We start from the raw sequence: 21,188 nt of genomic DNA on the forward strand, positions 1-21,188 counted from the left end.
GCCCCACCCGCCGAGGAGGTCTGTCGTGGCTGTTCGCCGGGAAGCTGTGCGGCTCGAGGTCGAGGACCACTTCACCCGCGAGATGCTCCAGGCCGCCGCCGCGGCGGAGACCCTCGACCGATCCCTCAACTCCCTGTCGGGCTCGGCGGTCACGTCCGCCCGGTCGGTCAACAAGACCCAGCGCGACGTCGACGGCCTCGGGAAGACCTCGACCAAGGCGAGCGCCGGTGTCGGCCGGGTCCGCGGCGAGGTCGACGGCCTCGGCCGGTCGGCCCAGCGGTCGGGCACCAGCATCAACCAGCTGACCGGCCGGCTCCGGATCATCGCCGACCTCGTGGCAGTCCTCGGCCCCTCGCTGGCGCCGATCGGTGCGGTCGCGATCCCCGGGCTGGCGGGCCTCGCGTCCCAGGCCGGGTTCGCCGTCCTCGGCCTGGGGTCCCTCATCGTCGCAGCCCAGGGGGTCGGAGACGCCCTCAAGGCCGTCAACACCGCCGCGCTGGAGCCGACCGCGGACAACCTGGAGAAGGCCCGCGTCGCGATGGCCAAGATCGGACCCGACGCACAGGCGTTCGTCACCCGGTTCCAGGAGATCCGCCCCGTCCTCGGCGACATCCGCGATGCGGCTGCACGAGGCTGGTTCCCCGGGCTCACCGAGTCGCTGACCTCGCTCGAGCAGATCGCTCCCCAGGTGGCGTACCTCTTCGAGACCATCGGGCGCGTCGGGGGGAACCTGGTCGCGGAGGGCGCGGCGGCGTTCGCCGGCCCGGGATGGGCCGACTTCCGCAGCTTCGTCGCCCGTGAGGCACCCAGGTCCCTCGACCAGCTCGGCCGGATCCTGGGCAACGTCGCCAAGGGGCTCGGCGAGCTCTGGATGGCGTTCGGTCCCCTCAACGCGTCGTTCTCGTCGTGGCTGCTGGACGCGGCGCGGAGCTTCGCGGAGTGGGCCGACGGGCTGACAGCCACCGAGGGATTCCAGGAGTTCGTCGACTACATCCGCACCAACGGCCCGCGGGTCGCCGACACCCTCGGCGCCGTGGGGAACGCGGTCGTGCAGATCGTCCAGGCCATCGCCCCGCTCGGCGGGCCTTCGCTGAAGATCATCGAGACCTTCGCAGACGCGATCTCGACCATCGCCGACAGCGACCTCGGGACACCGATCCTGGCCGGTGTCGCGGCCCTCGCGCTCTACAACCGGTCCCTGCAGGTCACCGCCGCGCTCCAGACGCGGCTCACCGGTGCATCAGCGGTGGGCGACGCCATGGCGGCGGGCGGGATCTTTGGCGGCACCCGCGCCGGCGTACGACAGGCGCGCGGTGGGCTTGCCGTGCTCACGGGCGACCTGCGGTCGATGAGCCGCGAGTACGGCAAGGTGTCGCGCGCCCAGTCAGTCATGCTGTCTGGGCTATCGCGGACCTCCTCTGCCGCGCAGCGCACCTCCAGCACCCTGCGGTCGATGGGGAAGGGCACCGCCCTCGTGGGCGGACTCGCGCTGGCTACCACCGGCGTGGCCGACTCGTTCAAGTTCGCCAACACCGCCTCCCTGGCCATGATGGGCACCATCGCTGGCCCCTGGGGTGCGGCGGTCGGCGGCGGGATCGGGCTCCTGATCGACCTGGCCAAGGCGGCAGGCGACAGCAAGGGCGCATTCGAGGAAGCTCTCAAGACCACCACCGCGGCCGCGAGCCTCGGTGACCTCGCGACCGCAGAGGCCGGTCTCGCGGCCGCGAAGAAGACCCGCGACAAGTACCTCCGCGACGAGAAGTCCTCCCGCTCGCAGACCGTCGGCACCGGCGTTGCCCTCGCCCGCGCGCAGGGGCAGGACATCACCACCGCCGACGTCATCAAGGGACCCTCCGGGGAGGCCCAGAAGGCGCAGAAGGACTACGACAAGGCCGCCGAGGCCGTCGAGAACCTCCGCAACAAGATGGCCACGGCCGCACTCACCGAGCAGGGCTACACCGCCGACCTGCTGGCCACCGCGAACGCCGCTGGCGTCTCCGCGTCCGAGCTGCTCGCGTCCGTCGCCGCGATCGAGGCCCGTACCCAGGCCGCGATGGGCGCCTTCAGCGCCGAGACCCGGTGGCGCCAGGCGCTCAAGTCCGCCACCGAGCAGGCCAAGGGCAACAACGCGGGGATCAACGGCTCCACCAAGGCCGCGCTGGAGAACCGGTCCGCGCTCGAGCAGCTCGCCGGCGCCTGGGCGAACCAGCGCGACGCGATGGTGCAGAACGGCGCCTCCGCGGGCGCAGTCGAGCAGAAGTACCGCGGCGCCCGCCGGGCGTTCATCGAGACCGCCACCGCGATGGGCGTCCCGATCCAGCAGGCTCGACGGCTCGCGAACCAGCTCCTCGCGATCCCCGAGAAGCGTGCTGTGGACGTCACGATCAACGGCGGTCAGCGGGCGATCGACCTGCTGCGGCAGGTCAAGTCCGAGATGGCCGGCATTAAGGACAAGACGGTCCGGCTCAACTACATGGTCAACCGGCTCAACGGCGCGGCCCTGCAGGCCGGCGGCGGCCGTGACGGCGACCCGTCCACGCCCTACTGGTCGGGCGGCTACACCGGCGACGGTGGGAAGTACGAGCCCGCCGGCATCGTGCACCGCGGCGAGGTCGTCCTTCCCCGCGAGATCGTCAAGCGCGACTGGGATCTGCTCGCCAACCGCTACGGCCACCTCCCAGGGTTCGCCGGCGGCGGGATGGTCGGCGGCTGGGGAACCGCCGTCCCGCCCTGGTCGCCGTTCCCGCCGGCGCTGAACAAGTCGCTGCTCCCGCAGGTCGCGATCGAGGTCGTCGACTTCGGCAAGGGCCTCAAGGGCCTGAACCGGGCCCTCAAGGCCACGAAGAAGACGCTCGACGACGAGAAGGCAGCCCGCGACGCCATCGTGTCGACGATGGGCACGCTCCGTGACGCCGTGGCCGGGAAGATCACCTCCGACCTCTTCGGCGAGACCGACGTGTGGACCCGCGGCGGGTCGATCGCCGACGCCAACGCACAGCTCGACGCCGACACGGCCCGCGGGAACCGGCTCAACGCCAACATCGCCGCGCTCAGGGCCAAGGGGCTCACCGGCCCCGCGCTCGACGCGCTTCTCGCGACCGCGGATGAGGAGACCATCGCGAACTTCGCCGCCGGCACCCGCGCCGAGCTCACCGGCTACCGCACCCGGTACGAGCAGCGCGCCAAGGTCGCATCGACCGCCGGCACCGCGGCCGCGAACGCGGCGTACGGCCGCGAGAAGGCCGACGCCGATGCCCGGGTGAAGCGGATCGAGAACAAGCTCGACGGGATCGAGAAGGCCATCAAGGCCGAGCACAAGGAAGACCGCCAGGCCCGCCGGCGAGGTTCTGGCGACTCGGCCCGCAACAGGAAGAGGCCCTGATGAGCCAGCAGTCCGAGATCACCTGGGGAGCGTTGGAGTTCGTGCACCCCGAGACCGCCCCTCCTGCGGCGGGGTATCTGGTGCAGGCGATGGCGGAGGACAGCCACTTCGACAACCCGAAGGCGCTGGTGCAGGTCGTGAAGTCGCTGCTGACCGACGGGTCGCTCGCGGTGATCGAGGGATGGGACAACCGCGAGTGCCCGATTCGGCTGCGGATCTCGGCACCGTCGGCGACCGCGGGTCCGGCGCTGGCAGAGGCCGAGGCGGTGCTGATGGCGCAGCTTCAGGCAGACTCGAAGGCGCCGCTGTTGTGGACTCCTCCTGCGTCCGGATCGGCGACCAACGTCTTCGATGTCGTGGCGGCCTCGCTTGAGCGTGACAACTCCCAGGGCTGGGACCTTGAGGAGCAGCTGCGCGAGTACCGGTACTACACCCTCACCCTGACCTGCCTTCCGTTCGCGCGGACAGCGAACCGGGTTGTCGTGCCAGCGATCCCTCTGCCGCCGCCGAGCCCCACCACCGTCGACATCGACGCCTGTACTTCAACCACCGGCTGGTCGGCGCTCAACACGACCGTGGCCACCGCTGGCGGGTACGTCGAAGCCGGGCCGTCCGGGGTCAAGAACGGACGCAGCTACTTCGACATGACCCGCACGGGCTCGGTGTCGATGGGAGCCACCCCCTATCTGCGGGTCACGGCCCAGCTCGTCGACACCGCGACCGCCACGACGCTGCCACTCGCGCTCAGCGCCACCACCAACACTGGGAGTGCGGCGCTGGTGGCCACCGCGCCGTCATCGCTGGTCTCGGGTGCGACCGACGTCTACTTCCAGCCGGGCGCGACGCTGACGCTGATGCGGTTCTACGCCGAGCTGTTGAGCGGCGGCGTCGTGGCCACCGCTCGACTGCGGATCCACCACGTCGCGCGAACCGACACCATCCCCGGGGCGGGAACCAACCGTCAGCGGTCCCGGGCCGTGACGGTGCGCGGTTCGGCGCGGACGCAGGCAGCGATCCGGCTCTTCGACGCCACCACCCCCACGCCGGCCGCGCTCGGCACCGACATCCTGGTCCACACCTCGAGCAACACCGACTGGCGTCCTGCACTGCGGCCTTACCGCGTGTCTGGGCCGACGGTCACCGCGGATGCCACGATGGTCTCGGGAGCCCGCGAGTCACTCTCAGGCAGCCCGTCGACGGTGTACCGAATCCCGGCACGACTGCTCACCGAGGGCACCTACGCGCTGATGGCACGCGGCAACGTCACCCCGACCGCCGTGGTGGGATGGTCCGCACGCATCGTGTCCGCGGCCGGCGCAACCACAGTGGGTTCCTCAGTGGTGGTCAGCGGGACGACTACCCCAGCCGGCACCGGTGGCGCCTACCGGATCTTCAACCTCGCCCTGCTCTCGCTCCCGGTCGTGCGAGCCGAAGCCGACCAGATGGTCGAGATCAGCATCAACATGACCAGCATCGGCCCCGGTTCCTTGCTCCTGGACGAGGCATGGCTCTTCGGACTCCACGACGGCGTGCTCACCTGGCTAGGTGACTCCGACTCCCTGACCTGGATCGAGATCCGTTCCCCCGAGCTCGGCGCTGCCCGCCCATCGGTCTACGGAGGCACCGGCACCAAGGGCACCAACCCGGTCTGCATCGACTGGAAGTGCCTATCGTTCGGCGCCCACCGGTTCACGCCCGGCGCGATGCAGATCTACACGGTGACCTCCACCTCTGTGGCCAGCCAGTCCGAGATCGAGTTCTACCCCCGCGGCCACTCCCACGTGCAGACGAGCTGGACCTGATGAGCCGCCGGACCACCACGCGCCCCGAGGTCCGCATCACCGCCAACGGCGCCGCGTTCTGGCTGTCCACGATCGTGCCCTTCACCTGGGGCGAGCTGAAGCACTCGACCCGCACCAACGGCTCCTGGCAGGCGTCTTGGACGATCCCCATCGTCCCGAACTGGCGCCACCCCGCCCTCGTCTACGGCGCCGCGGTCGAGATCTTCCTCGGCCCTGTCTGCGTCTGGGCCGGGTCCCTCGAAGAGCCCAACTGGGACGCCGGCGAGTTCGTCGCCATCGGGGCATGCCGCGACGCCGAGACCAACCCCGGACTCACCTCCCTGGGCGTCGCATCCACCGTCCCGAACGTCGTGGTCGACGCCGCGATCGCTGACGGTGGCCTCGCAGGCTGGACGCGCGTCGGCGATCTCGGAGCCACCGCTGTCGGCCAAGCCGATGGCACCGGCGGCCTGGTGTCGATCTCCTCGATCCTCGACGCCGCCGCACAGGAAGCCGGTGTCGGCACCCGCTGGGTCGTCAACGAGCAGCGTCAGGTCCTCATGTCCCCAGTCGATGAGACCAAGCCCACCTGGCACGTGATCCCTGGCTCAGGAGTGCTCGGCTCCGCCGCTGAAGAGCGGGTCGACCGCATCTACGTCCGCTACATCGACGCCACCACCGGCCGCCGCGCCACCGTCTCCTACCCGACCTCCGGACCAGCGCGGATGAAGAGGACCGCCGACATCACCGACCGCGGCCTCAAGACCGTGGCCCAGGCCACCGCGATCGCCCAAGACGAGTGGAACAAGCTCCAAGGCCGCTCCGGCTGGACCAACGGGCTGACCCTGACCGCCGGCCAGGTCACCACCCCAGGCGGCGCCATCGCCGACCTCGCCCTAGTCAGGGCCGGCGACACCGTCCGCCTCCTCGGCGTACCCGACGCCCGCGGCCTAGCGCAGAACACCGACGTCGTACTCGCCGAGACCGACTACGACTGGGCCGACGACCAGCTCCAGGCCAACCCGGTGGGCCGTGCTGCGCGCGACGAAAACTCCGTCCTCGAGCAGGTCGGAAACCTCGCGGTCGACGCATCGACGAGGGCCAGCGCCGGCAGCGGCATGACGCCCTTCGCCGTCGCGATCGGCGAGGCCATAGTGACCCTCTCAGCGGCCGCCGTTGGGAACACCGCGATCCTCTTCCCGGCCGGCCGGTTCACCGTGCCACCCAAGGTCCAGGCCACCATCCAAGACGCCCCCGGCGGCTCACAGACCTTCGTACCGCGCGTCATCAACGCCACCGTCAACGGCGCCTCGGTCTACATCTACACCGGCAACAGCGCCACAGCGACCGCCACCGTCAAGGTGGCCTGGGAGGCCGTCCAGATGACCTCGACCTCGGCGGTGGGCTGATGAGCCAGGAGCCCGGTCCCTGGCAGCTCCAGCAGCGCCTCGACGAGCGTCTCGACAAGATCGACGTGAACCAGCAGGCCGGGTTCGACCGCCTCGACAAGCGGCTCGACAGGCTGGTCACCACCGAGGCGTTCAACGCCGAGCAACGGCGGGTGGACGACAAGCTCAAGGACCTGGCCGACGACATCGCGGCCGAGCGCGACGCCCGCCGCATGGCGCTGGTCGACGAGCAGCGCGCCCGTGAGGCTGGCGACAAGAGCCAACAGCTCGCCCTCGACAAGCTGATCGCGAACCAGAAGTGGATCCTCGTCACAATCCTCATCCCGATCGCGCTGTTCATCGCCAACCTCGTCATCAGCCGGAGCGGATCGTGACCGGCCGCGTCCGGTGGGCCGCCGCTGCGCTGGCCGCCATCGCTCTCGGAGTCGGCCTCGCGTACGGCCTCCACGAGATCGACAACCTTCAAGAGCGCGTCGAGACCTCCACCCAGGACCGAGCGGACCTCCGAGAGCAGCTCGCCGACACCAACGCGGTCATCGGCACCCAGCAGGCGGCGCTCGACGAACTGCAGCGTCGCTGCGAGAACGCCGCTGACTGCACCCCGATCACGCTCCCAGACGCCGTCCAGGGCTTGCCTGGTCTGCCGGGCCTTCCCGGTCTCCGTGGCCCCCAGGGCGAGCCTGGGCCCCGCGGCCCCCAAGGGCCCAAGGGCGACCAAGGCGCCGCAGGCACGACTGGCGCGTCCGGAGTCCCGGGAACGACCGGTGCCGACGGTGGCGCCGGTCCGCCCGGACCTGCCGGCGAGCGCGGCCCCCAGGGCGATCGCGGTCCCGAAGGCCCGGCCGGTCCACCTGGCACTCCCGGCACCGCCCAGCCCGGCACCTACGCCTGCCCCGAGGGCGAGTACCTCCGCGGCCTCACCGTCGGGGCTGACGGCTCCATCAACCTCATCTGCGCCCCCGCGGCGCAACTGCCCCCAGGAGGCAACCCGTGACCACCTCGCAGAACCGCTGGCCCCTCCTCGAGTACGGCGACCAGCGCCTCCACACGTGGGTCATCCCCGCGCGCACAGGCACCTTCACCCTGCGCTTGCGCAACGGGTCCGCCGGCTTCCTGCTCGCCTACCTCGCGCTCTGGTACGCCGAGAAGATCGAGCCCGTCTTCGGTCGCGTCCTCGACGACTGGGGCCACGCCGTCCGGGCCATCCGCAACGCGATCACCCCGTCGAATCACTACAGCGCGACAGCCATGGACCTCAACGCCATGGCCCACCCGCTCGGCAAGGTCCGCACCGGCATCTTCCGCCGCCGGACTGCCGTCGATGCCCTACACGCGAAGCTCCGCAAGATGCGCGGCGTCATCCGCTGGGGCGGCGACTACCACGGCCGCAAGGACGAGATGCACTTCGAGATCGTCCAGAACATCACCGTCTGCGAGCGCGAGGCCCGTCGCCTGATGAAGACGCCCCGCGGCCGGCGCATCCTCGCCGCCAACCCCTCCCAGCGCGCGGTAATCCTCTCGTGAGCCGCGACCGCCGCCGCTGGCTCCGCCGACGCTTCCTCCGCGGCCTCGCGCGGCCCCGACCGCTGGTCCGCGGCCAGGTCAACGGCCAGGGCGCCACCGCCTCGGCCGGGAAGACCGAGCGCATCATCCTCGCCGCCGTCGAGCACGCCGACGTCGTCACCATGTGCGAGGTCGCCAACATCGACGTCGCCGACCTCCTCGGCCCCGGCTGGGACGTCGCCCAGGACACCTCGACCTGGGCCAAGGCCGGATGCGCCGTCGCGATCCGCCGCTCCCGCGGCTACATCAAGCGCTGGCACCTCCGCCTCGGCGTCACCGCCTGGCTCCGCGGCCGCCGCGCCCGCCAGATGAACGACCGATACGTCGTGGTCGCCGTCCTCAAGATCGACCCCGGCACCCGCTTCCGCTGGCGCCACAAGGTCGCCGCCGCCCACGGCCCGCCGAAGCGGAACTGGTCCCCGTGGTGGGCGGTCTGGATGCGCCTGGTCCGCAGCCTCGCCGTCCACGACATCGGCGCCGACTGGAACCGACTCAAGGCTGCCATCAAGGACGCGATGCCCCGCCGCCAGATCCACATGCACGGCATCGACGGCTTCGCCCTCCGCCCCTGGCTACCCGCCGCCGGCCTCACCCACCGCGACGTCGGCGGGGACCACCCCGCCACCTACCTCACCCTCTGGCCCACCCCGAAGGAGCACCCGTGAGCAACCCGCTCAACGACATCGTCCCCGCCCGGCACCGACGCCGCGTCTACGCCCTGCTGGCCCTGATCGCCCTCGCCCTGGCCGCCTACAAGGCATCCGAGGGCGACTGGCTCGAGTTCGCCGGCTACTTCCTCGGCCTCCTCGGCTTCAGCACCGCCGTCAGCAACACCGACGCGACCGCCTGACCCGGGCGGGCTGCTAGCTGCGTGTCGGCGTGAATGCCACAGCGACCCCGGCCAGCACCGCAACCACGGCCGCGAGCGCGAAGGCCCCGAACCCGTAGGCCGCCAGCAGTAGCCAACCCGCGACGCCGATCCCAACGACCGACACGATCCTCACCGTCATGACCGGGACCGTAGCGACCACCAGCCCCGGTCGCACCCGAACAGCCCAACACCGGACGCCCGTCCGGACCGCCGCCCGTCATCCCCAACCTGGGGAGGCGGGCGGCTTTCGGCGTTGGGTCTGGCGCTACCCGAGGTCGCCCGGTTCCACCGTCCGGCGCTCGCTGATCGTGACCGCGGTACCCGACAGCACGAGGCTGACGGCGTCGCCCAAGATGCCGCCCGCGCTCGCACCGCATGCGGACTGCCGCACGCCGATGACGGCGTTGCAGCCGGCCTCGTAGGCGTACTCGCGCAGGGCCTCGAGCGCCTCGTCGTACGCGTCTGCGGTCTTGTTCCCGGCGGGCTTGCCAGCGACGGCCGCGATCCCACGCACGACGCCGAACACGCTCTCGACCTGGTAGCCGAGGGCGTTGTCAGTCGTGAGGACCAGGACCGCTCGCTTTAGCTCTTCGGGTGTCGGCATGGACCGAATCTACCGAATCGGCGGATCCGGACGGCTCGAAATCGGAGCAGCCTGTTCGGCCTCGCCGCGGGGTGGGTCGTAGCCGGTGCCGAACCGCGGCACTCCGTCGCTGGCCGGCCGTAGCCGTTCCGCTGGAACCCAGTCGGTCTGGAGTTGGCCGGCCGTGGTGCTCTGGTTGTCCCAGGTCACGAACGCCTCCCACTCGCGGTGCTGGTTGCTGCGCCAGGCGAGGAGGAGGCCGGGGAAGTGGCGGGGGCCGAACTTCTCCCTAACCCACACGTGCCGCTGGCCGCTCACCACGGCGCCTCGTCGGGCAGCGCTGCGCGGGCCTCGGCCTGCTCCCGGGCTCGCGCCTTCTGGTCCAGGCGCCGCAGCTTCTCCTCGCGGGCCCAGCGCGCGGTCGCGCCGTCGCGGAACCCCCGGCGGTAGGGGCCGGGTTCGAGGTCGGCGTCGTACGCCACGGTGCGGGTGCGCGAGATCGCGAGCTCCCAGCCGCGGTCCCAGCCGTCGCGGTACCGGGCGGTCTCCTCGGTGCGTGGCGGGTAGGGCGTGGGCGGGTACCGCCGCGGTCGCTCCTGGTCGCCTCGCATGGCCGCAGAGTAGAACACATGTTCGAATCGGCGATACTAGTGCCGTGCAGATCCACGCCTCCCGCCGCAAGACCGGCGACCTCGACGCAGAGCCCTTCCACTGGACCGTCGAGAACGACGACTACGACGCCGGCATGGCCGAAGTCCACGCCGCGATACCCGAGGGCGAGACGCTCCTCAGCGTCCGCGTCGACCGATGAGCGACACCGAGAGCGTCGACGACCCGCGCGAGCGCTTCGCCTTCTGGGTAGCGCACCGGACCAAGATCTTCTGGGTCGCGGTCGGACTCGTCGCTGGCCTGACCTTCGGTGCGTGGATCGGGAGTGCCGCCACGGCCTGCGCCGGCGGTACCGGCGGGTGCCGAATCCACTGGCAGGCCGTCGAGGCGATCGGCACCTGGTTCGGATCTCTTGGCGGCCTCTTCGCTGTCGTCTTCGCGATCATCGCGTGGAGGTCCGACGAACACGACCGTGCCGATGAGCGCCGACGCGAGCGGATGGCCGCCGCCGACCGCCGCGAGCTCGAGCTGCGCGAGGCCCGCAGGGTCCGGTTCCGGCCATCGAGCATGAGCACCGACGGGACCCTGATCACCGGCCTGCACCTGATGATCCAGAACGAGAACACGAAGATCCCAGTGCACCGGGTGGTCTTGACCCTCGACCTCGACCAGATCGAGGACGGCAACGGCTCCAAGACGTGGCCGCCGATTCCCGCTGTCAAGGCCAACGGCTCGGAGGGCCATCGCCTCCACCTCGTGCAGGGCCGCAGGGTGAAGGGCCAGTTGCCTGTCGTCGAGGTTCCGGCCGCCGACCGTTCGGCATGGTTCTCTCAACTTCAGTCGAGCAGCACGATCGACTACGTGCTGAATGACGTCCACTGGCGCCGGCGCGGCCTGGAGGAGCCCGAGCGGCTGGGGCCGGCCTAGCGATGGCTCACTCCGGCCGCGCTCAGCCCGCAGCGCCAGTCCTGGCCGCACGCCGCAAGCTCAGATCGATCACGGCCGCCGACTCGGCGCTCGGCTCAGTCGTCGCGGACGACGCCGTCGTAGACGTCCAGGCTCAAGTGAGACCCTCGCCCGGGCCGAGGCCAGCGGCGCGGCGGCGCCGGGGGCGAGCCCGTGCCGGCCGGTTGACTGCTGCACGAACCATGTCCTCGATGTCGTCGCGCGTGGTGTACCAGCGGCCGTTGACGCGGTAGCCCAACAACCGGCCTCTCGTGAGCTGCTCGCGGTACCAGTCCGCGGTGCCGAGTGGCACCGCTTCGGCGGCCTGTCGAGGGGTGAGGTAATCGAAGTCCATGCGCGGACAACCTAGATGACAGCCGCCAGCGGCAGTGCCGGCGGCCACTTCGCGCCGGGCGTGCGCGCGCGGCGTCCCTGATCCCGCGGCCGCAGCTCCTCCCAGGCGCCTCGGTCCGCGATAGCACTCTCGTAGCAACGGTCCCGAAATCGCAACAGCCCCCGATCCTGCTCCTGTGCAGGTCGGGGGCTGTTTTCCGGTCTGTGGGCGATACTGGGTTCGAACCAGTGACCTCTTCGGTGTGAACGAAGCGCGCTACCACTGCGCCAATCGCCCGGAGCGGCACCCGAAGGAACCGCGGTCGGAGACTCTAACGCATCTCTTGCGCACGCCGCGCATCCGGGGTGCTCGCCTGGTCAGTCGCGCGTCGTCGCGGATCGTCGACGGCCTTTCAGCGCGGCGGGTCGCAGGACCGGTCGACGCCGGGCGGGCAGATCAGGAAGCCGGTCGAGGTGCGGTCGGCGAGGTCGAGGCCGTCGACGGTGTAGTGCACCTCCGTGCGCGGCCAGAACCAGTGGCCCACCTCGTCGACGGCGAGCACGAAGAGCACCTCCACGGTGGCCGCGGGCGCCAGCTCGTAGCCCTCGAGCGGGACGGCGTCATCGCCGTAGTGCTCGTAGGGCCACGGCCCCGCGGCGACGTAGTCGTCGTCGGCGGAGACGTCGCGCACCAGCACCTGGGTCAGCCGGGCACCATCGTCGACGACCTCGTCGGAGGGGCCGGTGAGATCGGCGCCGACGAGGGTGGCGGGTCGGTCGCCGTGGTTGGTGAGGCCGAGGATGCCGAACACCACCTGGCGTCCGGCGTCCGCCCTCATGAACGCCCACTGGTCGACGTCGTCGGGGGCATCGAAACGGACCGGGCCAGCCATCGTCGCCGCTCTGTCGCTGCACGCGCCGAGGAGAGCGAGCAGGCACAGCGCTGCGACGATGACCGACCGGACCAGGCGGGTACCTGCCACGCGTCGGCCCCGGCTACTTGTTCTGGGCGTGGATGACACCCGCGGTCTTCGGTTCGTAGTTGGTGCCGCAGAGCCAGATCGGCCCGCGGAGGGCGTCCCAACGCACGTCGAGGTTCGCCGAGAAGCCGCTCTGCGCACCCACCTTGATCGGGCCGACATTGACTGCGCCGGTGATCTTCGCGGCCCTCTTCGTCGAGCGGGTGAAGCCGCCGAACTTGGCGATGGAGTTGCGGTGGTCGGACTGCGGCTTCTTCAGGCAGCCGATGAACTCCGAGCCCGGTCCGTTGTTGGAGCCGACACCGCCATACCAGGTTCCGGCGTTCTTCGTCTTCGTGTTCGGCGGGATCGTCGTGCCCTCGCACCACTTGCCCAGGCCGAGCGGCTTGTAGTGCCCCTCGATGAACTTGAAGGTCGTCGTGCCGAAGTTGTTGGCCTTCTTGCCCCCGCTGTAGGAGCGGTAGACCGAGGCGCTGTCGGAGTTGCCGACGTGGCGGGAGCCGTGGATCGACCAGCCGCCGTCACCGGCGTAGTCGATCGCACCCTCGATGTCGGAGTCGGCGGACTCGCCGTAGGTCCACCGGGCATCACTGTTGCTCGCGTTGTGGAACTCGATCACGTTGACCGTACGGACCGGGCGCGCGTCGACGACATAGCTGCACGGCGTGTACACCGGCGTCTCGGCCGCCAGGCCCGCCCGACTGCTCGACGTCGCGGCGTCGTCCGGCGTGTCCGGCGAATCGGCGGACAGCACGAAGTCCGGCTGCGCCTGGGGATTCTCGACCTCGGGGTCGGCGCTCGACGGCGCCACGAGTGCGTCGGGCGCGTCGTCCCCACCCTCGGGGTCGTTCGGGTCGCCGGTGCCATCGATGTCGGTGTCGTCGTTGCCCAGGTCGGGCAGCGCCCACTGGCCGAGCGCGTTGAGCTTGCGGACGACCGTGGTGGACTCGAGCTTGCCCAGCTGGTCCGAGACCACCCCGATCTCCAGGTTGAGGTAGCCGCCGTTGGCCCGCGCGGCCTGCTGCATCTGCACCGTCGACTTCAGCGGCAGGGTGTAGGACCCGTCGCTGCTGGTGAGCACGGTTCCGATGCTCTGTACCGGCAGGTCGGCACCGATGTCGCCGGAGAGCTCATCCGGCACCCACCAGATCTTGACCTCGGCACCGGCGACGGCCTGGAGCACGCCCCCGATGTCGGTGAGCACGGTGCCCACCACATTGTCGGCCGTGGCCTCGTTCTCCACGGCGCGCGCACCGTCGGCCGTACCGGACACCGGCACCAACGTCGCCGCGACGACGGCCGCAACACCTCCGAACAGCAACTTCCTCATCCTGCAGACCCCCGAGTGTGTGTGGTCGTTCTTGTGTTCCCATCTGTAGATGGGCACACACAGTTGAGGCCGCGAGAAGCGGATTGTCAACAGGTCACTCGGGCGCCTGTTCGCAAGACGTCGATCCGGGGACGACAGCTGGCGGATCACCCCCGGTGGTGCACCTCCTGCAACCGGTGCACGGGCGTCGCGATGCCGGCGTGACGGGCCTTGAGCTGGAGCGCCAGGTAGAGCGAGTAGTGCCGCGACTGGTGCAGGTTGCCGCCGTGGAACCAGAGGTTCTCCTGCTGGGTCGGCTTCCACATGTTGCGCTGCTCGCCCTCCCACGGACCGGGGTCCTTGGTGGTGTCGGAGCCGAGGCCCCAGACCTTGCCGACCCGGTCGGCGACCTCCTGGCTGATCAGGTCGGCGGCCCAGCCGTTCATCGAGCCGTAGCCGGTCGCGTAGACGACGAGGTCGGCCGGCAGCTCGGTCCCGTCCGCCAGGACGACGGACGTCTCGGTCAGGTGGTCGACCTGACCCTTGGCGAGCTTGACGTCACCGCTCGCGACGAGCTCGGCGGCACCGACGTCGATGTAGTAGCCGGAGCCCCGGCGCAGGTACTTCATGAAGAGGCCCGAGCCGTCGTCACCCCAGTCGAGGTCGAAGCCGGCGGCGCTCATCCGGTCGTAGAAGTCCCGGTCGCGCTCGCGCATCCGGTCGTAGAGCGGCACCTGGAACTCGTGCATGATCCGGTAGGGCAGCGAGGCGAAGACGAGGTCCGCCTTCTCGGTGGTCATCCCCGCCTCGACGGCACGCTCCGAGTAGAGGTCGCCGAGGCCGATGTCCATCAGGGTGTCGCTCTTGACGATGTGGGTCGACGAGCGCTGGACCATCGTGACGTCGGCGCCGGACTCCCACAGCGCGCCGCAGATGTCGAAGGCCGAGTTGTTGCTGCCGACGACCACGACGCGCTTGCCGGCGTACGCGTCGGGGCCGGGGTGCTGCGAGGAGTGGTGCTGCTCGCCCTGGAAGACGTCCGCGCCCGGTACGACGGGGATGTTGGGCTTGCCGGACATGCCGGTCGCCATCACCAGGTGCGTCGGCTTGAGCACGAGCGGCTTGCCCTCGCGCTCGAGGTGCACGGTCCACTCGCCGCTCGCCTCGTCGTAGGCGGCGCCGGTCGCGACCGTGCTCGACCAGTAGGGCACCTCCATCACCCGGGTGTAGAACTCCAGCCAGTCGCCGACCTTGTCCTTGGGCGCGAAGACCGGCCAGTTGTCCGGGAACTTCAGGTACGGCAGGTGGTCGTACCAGACCGGGTCGTGCAGGCACAGCGACTTGTAGCGGTTGCGCCACTGGTCGCCGGGGCGCGGGTGCTTGTCGATCACCAGCGCCGGTACGCCGAGCTGGCGCAGCCGCGCGCCGAGCGCGATGCCGCCCTGGCCGCCGCCGACGACGAGCACGTAGGGCTGCGCGTCGACACCGAGCGCGGCCTCCTCGGCCTCGCGCTTCTCCAGCCAGGTGACCCGCTCCTTGGTCGCGCCGTGCTCGGCACCCATCGGGCGGCGTACGCCGCGCGGCTCCTCGTGCCCGGTGAGCTCGAAGAGCGTGGTCAGGAAGGTCCAGGCCTTCGGGCCGTCCTCGTCGACGATCCGGACCAGCCCCCGCCCGCGCCCGACGGAGGTCTCGAACTCGAACCAGGCGGTGGTGACGCCGTCCGCGGTGTCGGCCGGCTCGGTGAGCCGGAAGCCGCGGGGGTCGACCCGGTCGAGCGTGCTCGTGAGCAGGTCGGCGACACCGTCGGGGTTCTCGACCGTGGTCAGGTTCCAGGTGAAGGCGATCAGGTCGCGCCAGAAGCTGGTCGCGGCGAACAGGCCGGCGGCGCGGTCGACGTCGCGGGCGGTCAGGGCGTCCTCGAACGCGGCGAACCACGCGGTCGCCGGGTCGGGGGCTTCGGTGGTGGCGGCCGCGGTGACGGGCCGGTCGTCGAGCTGGGTCATGCCGAGAAGTCGACCGCCGCGGGCCCCCTCCCCGGAACCGTTGCACGTTGTTGCATGTGGCCCCGGTCACATCGCGCGACCTACTGTGGGGACATGGCCACGCACGACCTCGCGCTGCGGGCCCGCGACCTGGTCCGGATCCACGACGCGGTGCTCTCCGGCACCGCGCCGCCCGAGCGGCCGCGGGCCGTCGTGGCGCGCTCGTGGAGCCGGGTCCTGGGGCTCGGCATCGACCCCGACGGGCGCAACGGCCGCGACCCGCTGACGCCGGCGGACGTCGACGAGCGCCGTCGTACGTCGCGGCTGGCGCTGGTGATCGACGAGATCCGCGAGCTGCTGCTCTCGGCCGCCGACGCCTCGAACTACCTCGTCGTGGTGACCGACGCCGACGGCATCGTGCTGTGGCGCAGCGGCTCGCCGCGGGTCCGCCGCCAGGCCGACGGCCTGGGCTTCACCGAGGGCGCGCTGTGGACCGAGGGCGCCGTCGGGACCAACGCGATCGGCACCGCGCTCGAGGAGGCCGCGCCGGTGCAGCTGTTCTCGGCCGAGCACTTCGAGAACGCCCAGGTGCCCTGGTACTGCACGGCCTCCCCCATCCACGACCCCATCGACGGCTCACTGCTCGGCATCGTCGACGTCAGCGGCCCGGCGCTCACCCTGCACCCGGCGATCGAGGCGCTGGTGACGGCGTCGGTGCGGCTCGCCGAGGCCCGGCTGTGGCGCCACCACGACGAGCGCCTCGAGCAGCTGCGCCGGACGGCGGAGCCGCTGCTGTCGGGCGCCAACGGTCCCCTGCTCGTGGTCGACGACCACGGCTGGGTCGCCGCACACCAGGGCGTCGCGGTGCGCGACCGGGTCGAGGCGCCGCAGCCCGACCGGGCGCTCGCCGTACCGGGGCTGGGGGTGTGCCTGCCCGAGCGGCTGCGCGGCGGCTGGCTGATCCGGCCCTCCGCCTCAGGCCCCGTCCTGACCGCCGTGCTCCACCTGGGCGCCGGCCCCGCGACGCTCGAGGTCCGCGGCGACGACTCCCCCTGGCGCGTGGCGCTCACCCCGCGCCACGCCGAGCTGCTCACCGCGATCGCCGAGGCCGGACCGGCCGGGATGACCGCCGGCCAGCTCAGCCGGCGGCTCTACGGCGACGCCGAGCACCAGGTGACCGTGCGGGCCGAGATCTCGCGCATGCGGCGCGTGCTCGGCGCCCTCCTCGCGACGAACCCCTACCGGCTCGGCGAGGGCGTCGCGCTCACCATCAGCGATCGAACCCGATGATCCCGGGCTCGCGCTCGCGCCACACGGCAGCCGCAGCGCGGGTCACCGGCCCCGGCGCGGGCAGGTCGCGGTCGTCCCACCGGTGCACGCCCTGGACGTCGCGCGTGGTCGAGGCCAGGAAGATCTCGTCGGCGCCCGCCGCGACCTCGATCGGCTCGTCGACCTCCCGCGCCCCGAACCACTCGACGACCAGCGCCCGGGTCACCCCGGCGAGGCAGCCACTGGCCAGCGTCGGTGTGCGCACCTCGCCGTCGATGACGTAGAAGACGTTGGTGCCCGTGCCCTCGCACAGGTGCCCGGCGAGGTTCGCGAAGACCGCCTCGGTCGCACCGGCCCGCTGCGCCGCGGCGAGCGCGACCACGTTCTCGGCGTACGACGTCGTCTTGAGCCCGGCCAGTGCCGCCCGCTCGTTGCGCGGCCAGGGCACGGTGATCACCGATGTCGTCTCGGGCGCCGCGGCCATCGGGCTCGCCACCACGATCACCGTCAGTGGGTCGGTCCCCCGGCCGCTGCCCAGCGGGGCGTTGCCCCCGGTGACCGTGATCCGGAGCCGGCCCAGGGGCAGGTGCTCCTCGGCGAGCACGGCGCCCACGCCGCGTCGTACGTCGTCGAGGTGGAGGCCCACCAGGCCCAGCCCCTCAGCCGACCGCTCCAGCCGGTCGAGGTGGCGCTGCAGCGCGAACGGCTGCCCGTCGACCACCTTGACCGCCTCGAAGACCGCGTCCCCCACGGTCAGCCCATGGTCGGTCACCGGCACCGCCGGAGCCGTGGGGTCGGAGAGGAGCCGGCCGTTGATCCACGCACGCATGGGACCAGCCTAGGAGGGCCGCCGAGAGCCCCGATCGAGGCCCGTTCCGGCACCCCCGACACCCCCGCGACATCCCGAAGGCACCCCCCGTTTTGGCACGCACCTGGGGATCGGCTAATGTTCTCAACCGCACCGCAGAGCGGTCCGAAAGGGCCTCGAAGCAGTGCGATGCGGACGTAGCTCAGTTGGTAGAGCGCAACCTTGCCAAGGTTGAGGTCGCGAGTTCGAGCCTCGTCGTCCGCTCGGAGTGGTCAGACCCACTGCCTGACCAGGCCAGTGTGTAGGGCCACCGCGGTGGGTTGGCCGAGAGGCGAGGCAACGGACTGCAAATCCGTGTACACGGGTTCAAATCCCGTACCCACCTCGAAAGTACAACTCCACAAGGGCGATTGGCGCAGCGGTAGCGCGCTTCCTTGACACGGAAGAGGTCACTGGTTCAAACCCAGTATCGCCCACCAGCATCACGAAGGCCCTCTGACCAGCGGAAACGCGAGTCAGGGGGTCTTCTTCGTCGTTGCGCCGGCCGCGGGCCTGCGGCCTCCGTGAGGACGTGGTGAGGACGGCCAATCCGACTATCAGTCCCCCCAGGCGTCGAGGACCTCATCAAACGCTCCCGGCTTCAGGTGCGCGTACCGCAGCGTCGTGGAGTACTTCTCGTGCCCGAGCAGGTCCTGGACTCGCTTGAGGTCGACGCCCTTCTGGACCAGCCAGGACGCCGCGGTGTGCCGCATGTCGTACGGCGTGCCGAGCTTCACCCCGGCCCGCTTGATGGCCGGCGTGAAGATCCTGCGGGCGAAGTTCCGGTCGTCCCACACTCCGCCACCAGGCGCCGGGAACAGCAGGTCGTCCGGGCCAAGGTCCTCGACGTGCTCGGCCACACGCTCGCGCAGGCGCTTCGGGATCGGGGTCGCCCGGTGGGACCTCGTCGACTTCGCGTACGGCCGCCAGCCGGTGCGCGTCGCGACGCCGTGCACGTAGATCTGCCACGTGTGGACGTCGACGTAGCGGCGCGTGAGACCGAACAGCTCGCCCGGCCGGTAGCCAACATGCATGTCGAGATCGACAGCCAGGGCGTACGGCTCCTCGAGCTCGAGGATGATCTTCTCGGCCTCCCAGCTATGCCAGAAGAAGATCGGCTTGGGCCGAGCCGGCGGCAGGTTCAGCCGGAGGGCGGGGTTCGCGGGGATCAGGCCGTCCTCGACGGCGGAGGTGAGCAGACCCGAGAGGTGGGAGACGATCCCCTGGATCGTCCAGGCGCCCAGGCCGGGCTCGATGCCGCTGCCGGAGCAGCGCCGCACCGTCGGCTCCTCGCGGCGCTGGGCGCGCAGCAGCGCCGCGCCGGTGAGCGAGGTCTTGTGGACCTTGAGCAGCCCGTCGGCGCCGATGCCGGGGCTCGCGTGGCACCGGCGGCACTGCTCAGTCGCGAGCTGCTTCACCCAGGACTTCAGGTCGGGGCGCACGATGAGCCCGAGGGGGTGGCCGGCCCAGACAGGCTCGATGTGGACCCGCCAGTGGCTGTCGTTCTTCTCGATCGAGCTCGAATCGGCGACCTTCGTCTTCCGCCACACCGCGCGGTACTCCCCCAGCGTCGTCGCTGCGTTCTCGGGCGCGATCCAGGTGCCCGTGGCGATCGCCGCCTCGGTGCGCTTCGCCCAGTGCTCGACGACCGCCTTCAGCGGGTCGGTCTTCGTGACGCGGCGGAACCGGCCGTTGGGCTGCTTGATGGGGGTGACGACCGTCGCGCGCCACTTCCCGGACGGCAGCCGATCAATGCTGGCCACTAGCCCGCCTCCTCTCCTCGCTCGATGTCTCCATTCCAGGCGATCCCGATCTCGCTCCACGCGACGTCGTCGTACACGTCCTCGGGGAACCGTGCTTCTGCCGCGTCGACGACCTCCTGGATGTAGCGGCCCTCCTCCGGCGTGAGCCCCTGCAGTCGGACCCGGACGCTCGGCTCGTCGACCCACAGGACGAACGCCACCTCGTCGACGTCGTACGCCCAGACCATCGCCTCAGCCAGCGCCTCAAGGCTGATGAGCCGGCGGGCCGTGAGGTCATCGACGATCCGCTCCTCGCGGTCTTCGTGACCGTCGGGCGCCGGGCCGCGCTCGATGTGGACGACCTCGTGGGTGACGGTGACCCGTTCTTGCCGGTTCTCCTGGTCGGGGTCGAGATGCATCGTCCGGTCCAGCCAGGTCGTCAGGCCCAGCCGCTCCTCGGGCTGGTCGGTGAGCGGTCGCCACTTGACCGTCCAGCCGTTGAGCCGGTGCGGCTCGAAGTCGTCCCACGGGTCGTACATGCCGACGGACCCTAGGTAGAGGGTCCGACAGAAGGCTCTGGCGCGCCTCTAGCCGAGGTAGTCCGGCCGGCCCAGGCGAAGAGACCGGCTCAACGTCCATGTCGCCGCCGTCTCGCCCGCGTTGGGCTGGAACTCGACAGCCGTCACGGTCCTCGCCTGCCCGGAGTCCATGCCGATCTGAACCCAACCCTGCACGCAGCGTCCCGCTGGCACTGGGCCGTACGGCAGCAACGGCGAGCGCACCCCGCTCAGCGTGGTGTCGACCGGGATGACGAGCCCGTCCCTCGTCACAGCGACAAAGTCGAGAGTGTCCGCCTCCCACGGAGTGAGGGCGTCATCTGGCGTGCAGACGCGAACGAAACTCTCGACCGTCTCGCGGAACCCCGGACTCCCCTGCCGACCGAGGTCGACGGCTTCTACCTTCGAGACGGTCAGCGTGACTTCTTGGGCCGTCATCGTCTCGCCGACTTTGAAGGATGGCGGACCAGTGGGAGTTGTCGGCGCGTCCGTGGGGTCGGCCGTGTCCCCCGAAGTGGGGAGATCCTCAGCGCGAGGATCGTCGTCCGAGTCCCGCCCCGTCAGGGCGAGCGCGATCGATGCGGTGACCACGATCGCGAGCACGGTCCCCGCGATCAACGCCATGAGACTTCGCCGGCTCATGCGCCCCCCTCGGGACCTTCAGGGTCCGGCGCCTGACCGGCCTCGTCCTGCTGGCGTCGCAACTCTCGCAGCCGCGGCGATCCCTTCCGGGCTGCTGCGGGCACGTCGTCAGCTTGGAGGTAACCGATGTCCTCGAGCAGCGCGTCCAGGACGCGCTGGTACGGGACCTTCGTCACCTCGCTGAGCGCGACGAGATGCTCTTTTGCGATCAGCCGCGTTGGGCTCCGCCAGTTGAGTAGCGTCTGCCGTGATACCCCGAGCTCCTCGGCAATGCGGGAGTACGACGGTGGGTAGGGCTGGGCGTCCCGGTGCGCCTCGATCATGTCGAACAGCCGGCCCATCGCCCTGGTGGTCCTCTCGGTCGTTTCGTCATGCGCCCACCAT

The 21,188-nt window shown here is 70.7% G+C and carries 23 protein-coding genes and 4 tRNA genes; 14 read left to right on the forward strand and 13 right to left on the reverse strand.

Annotation, left to right across the window (positions count from 1 at the left end):
- Positions 1-25 precede the first annotated feature (25 nt).
- The 8 genes from M0M48_RS10700 to M0M48_RS10735 are packed head-to-tail and all read left to right on the forward strand — an operon-like array spanning position 26 to position 8,985.
- Positions 26-3,382 carry a hypothetical protein gene (locus tag M0M48_RS10700; RefSeq protein ID WP_257759323.1) on the forward strand — a complete coding sequence of 1,119 codons (3,357 nt, stop codon included), beginning with the start codon at positions 26-28 and terminating at the stop codon, positions 3,380-3,382.
- Positions 3,382-5,184, forward strand: a complete 1,803-nt coding sequence (locus M0M48_RS10705) for a hypothetical protein (protein ID WP_257751128.1) — start codon at positions 3,382-3,384, stop codon at positions 5,182-5,184. The genes M0M48_RS10700 and M0M48_RS10705 overlap by 1 nt, the downstream gene beginning before the upstream one ends.
- A complete protein-coding gene (locus tag M0M48_RS10710) occupies positions 5,184-6,572 on the forward strand; it encodes a hypothetical protein (protein WP_257751129.1) in 1,389 nt (462 codons plus the stop codon). Before M0M48_RS10705 ends, M0M48_RS10710 begins: the two co-directional genes overlap by 1 nt.
- Positions 6,572-6,946 (forward strand): hypothetical protein, encoded by a 375-nt coding sequence (locus tag M0M48_RS10715; protein WP_257751130.1) that lies wholly within the window; start codon positions 6,572-6,574, stop codon positions 6,944-6,946. Before M0M48_RS10710 ends, M0M48_RS10715 begins: the two co-directional genes overlap by 1 nt.
- Entirely contained in the window at positions 6,943-7,566 is a 624-nt protein-coding gene (locus M0M48_RS30865; RefSeq protein ID WP_308220379.1) for a hypothetical protein, read from the forward strand. The genes M0M48_RS10715 and M0M48_RS30865 overlap by 4 nt, the downstream gene beginning before the upstream one ends.
- On the forward strand, positions 7,563-8,096 hold the full coding sequence (locus tag M0M48_RS10725; RefSeq protein WP_052138133.1) for a M15 family metallopeptidase: 534 nt from the start codon (positions 7,563-7,565) through the stop codon (positions 8,094-8,096). The genes M0M48_RS30865 and M0M48_RS10725 overlap by 4 nt, the downstream gene beginning before the upstream one ends.
- Positions 8,093-8,800 carry a hypothetical protein gene (locus M0M48_RS10730; RefSeq protein ID WP_257751131.1) on the forward strand — a complete coding sequence of 236 codons (708 nt, stop codon included), beginning with the start codon at positions 8,093-8,095 and terminating at the stop codon, positions 8,798-8,800. The genes M0M48_RS10725 and M0M48_RS10730 overlap by 4 nt, the downstream gene beginning before the upstream one ends.
- Complete coding sequence (locus M0M48_RS10735) at positions 8,797-8,985, forward strand: hypothetical protein (protein ID WP_257751132.1); 189 nt, start codon at positions 8,797-8,799, stop codon at positions 8,983-8,985. Before M0M48_RS10730 ends, M0M48_RS10735 begins: the two co-directional genes overlap by 4 nt.
- A 13-nt stretch (positions 8,986-8,998) precedes the next feature.
- Here the strand turns inward: M0M48_RS10735 and M0M48_RS10740 are convergent, their stop codons facing one another.
- The 3 genes from M0M48_RS10740 to M0M48_RS10750 all read right to left on the reverse strand — a co-directional run bounded on the left by M0M48_RS10740 (position 8,999) and on the right by M0M48_RS10750 (position 10,200).
- The gene (locus M0M48_RS10740) at positions 8,999-9,145 is read right to left on the reverse strand and encodes a hypothetical protein (RefSeq protein WP_257751133.1); all 147 of its coding nucleotides are present in this window, start codon (positions 9,143-9,145) and stop codon (positions 8,999-9,001) included.
- Between the two features lie 126 nt (positions 9,146-9,271).
- Positions 9,272-9,610: a heavy metal-binding domain-containing protein gene (locus M0M48_RS10745; RefSeq protein WP_257751134.1), complete on the reverse strand. Its 339-nt coding sequence runs from the start codon at positions 9,608-9,610 to the stop codon at positions 9,272-9,274.
- Positions 9,611-9,903: 293 nt separating this feature from the next.
- Complete coding sequence (locus M0M48_RS10750) at positions 9,904-10,200, reverse strand: hypothetical protein (protein WP_257751135.1); 297 nt, start codon at positions 10,198-10,200, stop codon at positions 9,904-9,906.
- 44 nt (positions 10,201-10,244) lie between these two features.
- On the opposite strand from M0M48_RS10750, the gene M0M48_RS10755 reads away from it, so the two are divergent.
- Together M0M48_RS10755 and M0M48_RS10760 are read left to right on the forward strand one after the other, a co-directional pair.
- Complete coding sequence (locus M0M48_RS10755) at positions 10,245-10,400, forward strand: hypothetical protein (RefSeq protein ID WP_257751136.1); 156 nt, start codon at positions 10,245-10,247, stop codon at positions 10,398-10,400.
- The gene (locus M0M48_RS10760) at positions 10,397-11,125 is read left to right on the forward strand and encodes a hypothetical protein (protein WP_257751137.1); all 729 of its coding nucleotides are present in this window, start codon (positions 10,397-10,399) and stop codon (positions 11,123-11,125) included. The genes M0M48_RS10755 and M0M48_RS10760 overlap by 4 nt, the downstream gene beginning before the upstream one ends.
- A gap of 133 nt (positions 11,126-11,258) precedes the next feature.
- On the opposite strand, the gene M0M48_RS10765 is transcribed toward M0M48_RS10760, so the two are convergent.
- The 5 genes from M0M48_RS10765 to M0M48_RS10785 form a co-directional block, all read right to left on the reverse strand.
- Positions 11,259-11,498, reverse strand: a complete 240-nt coding sequence (locus M0M48_RS10765; RefSeq protein WP_257751138.1) for a helix-turn-helix domain-containing protein — start codon at positions 11,496-11,498, stop codon at positions 11,259-11,261.
- Positions 11,499-11,702: 204 nt separating this feature from the next.
- A tRNA-Val gene (locus M0M48_RS10770) sits at positions 11,703-11,774 on the reverse strand.
- Positions 11,775-11,889: 115 nt separating this feature from the next.
- A complete protein-coding gene (locus tag M0M48_RS10775; RefSeq protein ID WP_257751139.1) occupies positions 11,890-12,459 on the reverse strand; it encodes a hypothetical protein in 570 nt (189 codons plus the stop codon).
- Positions 12,460-12,472: 13 nt separating this feature from the next.
- A complete protein-coding gene (locus tag M0M48_RS10780; protein WP_257751140.1) occupies positions 12,473-13,786 on the reverse strand; it encodes a hypothetical protein in 1,314 nt (437 codons plus the stop codon).
- Positions 13,787-13,932: 146 nt separating this feature from the next.
- Complete coding sequence (locus tag M0M48_RS10785; RefSeq protein WP_257751141.1) at positions 13,933-15,768, reverse strand: flavin-containing monooxygenase; 1,836 nt, start codon at positions 15,766-15,768, stop codon at positions 13,933-13,935.
- A 93-nt stretch (positions 15,769-15,861) separates the two neighbouring features.
- On the opposite strand from M0M48_RS10785, the gene M0M48_RS10790 reads away from it, so the two are divergent.
- A complete protein-coding gene (locus tag M0M48_RS10790) occupies positions 15,862-17,037 on the forward strand; it encodes a GAF domain-containing protein (protein WP_257751142.1) in 1,176 nt (391 codons plus the stop codon).
- Here M0M48_RS10790 and M0M48_RS10795 read toward each other — a convergent pair.
- Positions 17,018-17,845 (reverse strand): aminotransferase class IV, encoded by an 828-nt coding sequence (locus tag M0M48_RS10795; protein WP_257751143.1) that lies wholly within the window; start codon positions 17,843-17,845, stop codon positions 17,018-17,020. The two genes, M0M48_RS10790 and M0M48_RS10795, sit on opposite strands and share 20 nt — an antisense overlap.
- Before the next feature lie 170 nt (positions 17,846-18,015).
- Here M0M48_RS10795 and M0M48_RS10800 point away from each other — a divergent pair.
- The 3 genes from M0M48_RS10800 (at position 18,016) to M0M48_RS10810 (ending at position 18,303) form a co-directional block, all read left to right on the forward strand.
- Positions 18,016-18,088 (forward strand) — tRNA-Gly (locus tag M0M48_RS10800).
- A 50-nt stretch (positions 18,089-18,138) separates the two neighbouring features.
- Positions 18,139-18,209 (forward strand) — tRNA-Cys (locus tag M0M48_RS10805).
- A gap of 19 nt (positions 18,210-18,228) precedes the next feature.
- A tRNA-Val gene (locus M0M48_RS10810) sits at positions 18,229-18,303 on the forward strand.
- A 117-nt stretch (positions 18,304-18,420) separates the two neighbouring features.
- Here M0M48_RS10810 and M0M48_RS10815 read toward each other — a convergent pair.
- From M0M48_RS10815 to M0M48_RS10830, 4 genes are read right to left on the reverse strand one after another with little or no spacing between them, the layout of a single operon-like run.
- Entirely contained in the window at positions 18,421-19,626 is a 1,206-nt protein-coding gene (locus tag M0M48_RS10815) for a tyrosine-type recombinase/integrase (RefSeq protein ID WP_257751144.1), read from the reverse strand.
- Positions 19,626-20,144, reverse strand: a complete 519-nt coding sequence (locus M0M48_RS10820; RefSeq protein WP_257751145.1) for a hypothetical protein — start codon at positions 20,142-20,144, stop codon at positions 19,626-19,628. The genes M0M48_RS10815 and M0M48_RS10820 overlap by 1 nt, the downstream gene beginning before the upstream one ends.
- 48 nt (positions 20,145-20,192) lie before the next feature.
- Complete coding sequence (locus M0M48_RS10825; protein ID WP_257751146.1) at positions 20,193-20,804, reverse strand: hypothetical protein; 612 nt, start codon at positions 20,802-20,804, stop codon at positions 20,193-20,195.
- The gene (locus M0M48_RS10830) at positions 20,801-21,145 is read right to left on the reverse strand and encodes a helix-turn-helix domain-containing protein (protein WP_257751147.1); all 345 of its coding nucleotides are present in this window, start codon (positions 21,143-21,145) and stop codon (positions 20,801-20,803) included. Before M0M48_RS10830 ends, M0M48_RS10825 begins: the two co-directional genes overlap by 4 nt.
- Positions 21,146-21,188: the final 43 nt, after the last annotated feature.

It is taken from the genome of Pimelobacter simplex (assembly GCF_024662235.1).
GTDB lineage: Bacteria > Actinomycetota > Actinomycetes > Propionibacteriales > Nocardioidaceae > Nocardioides.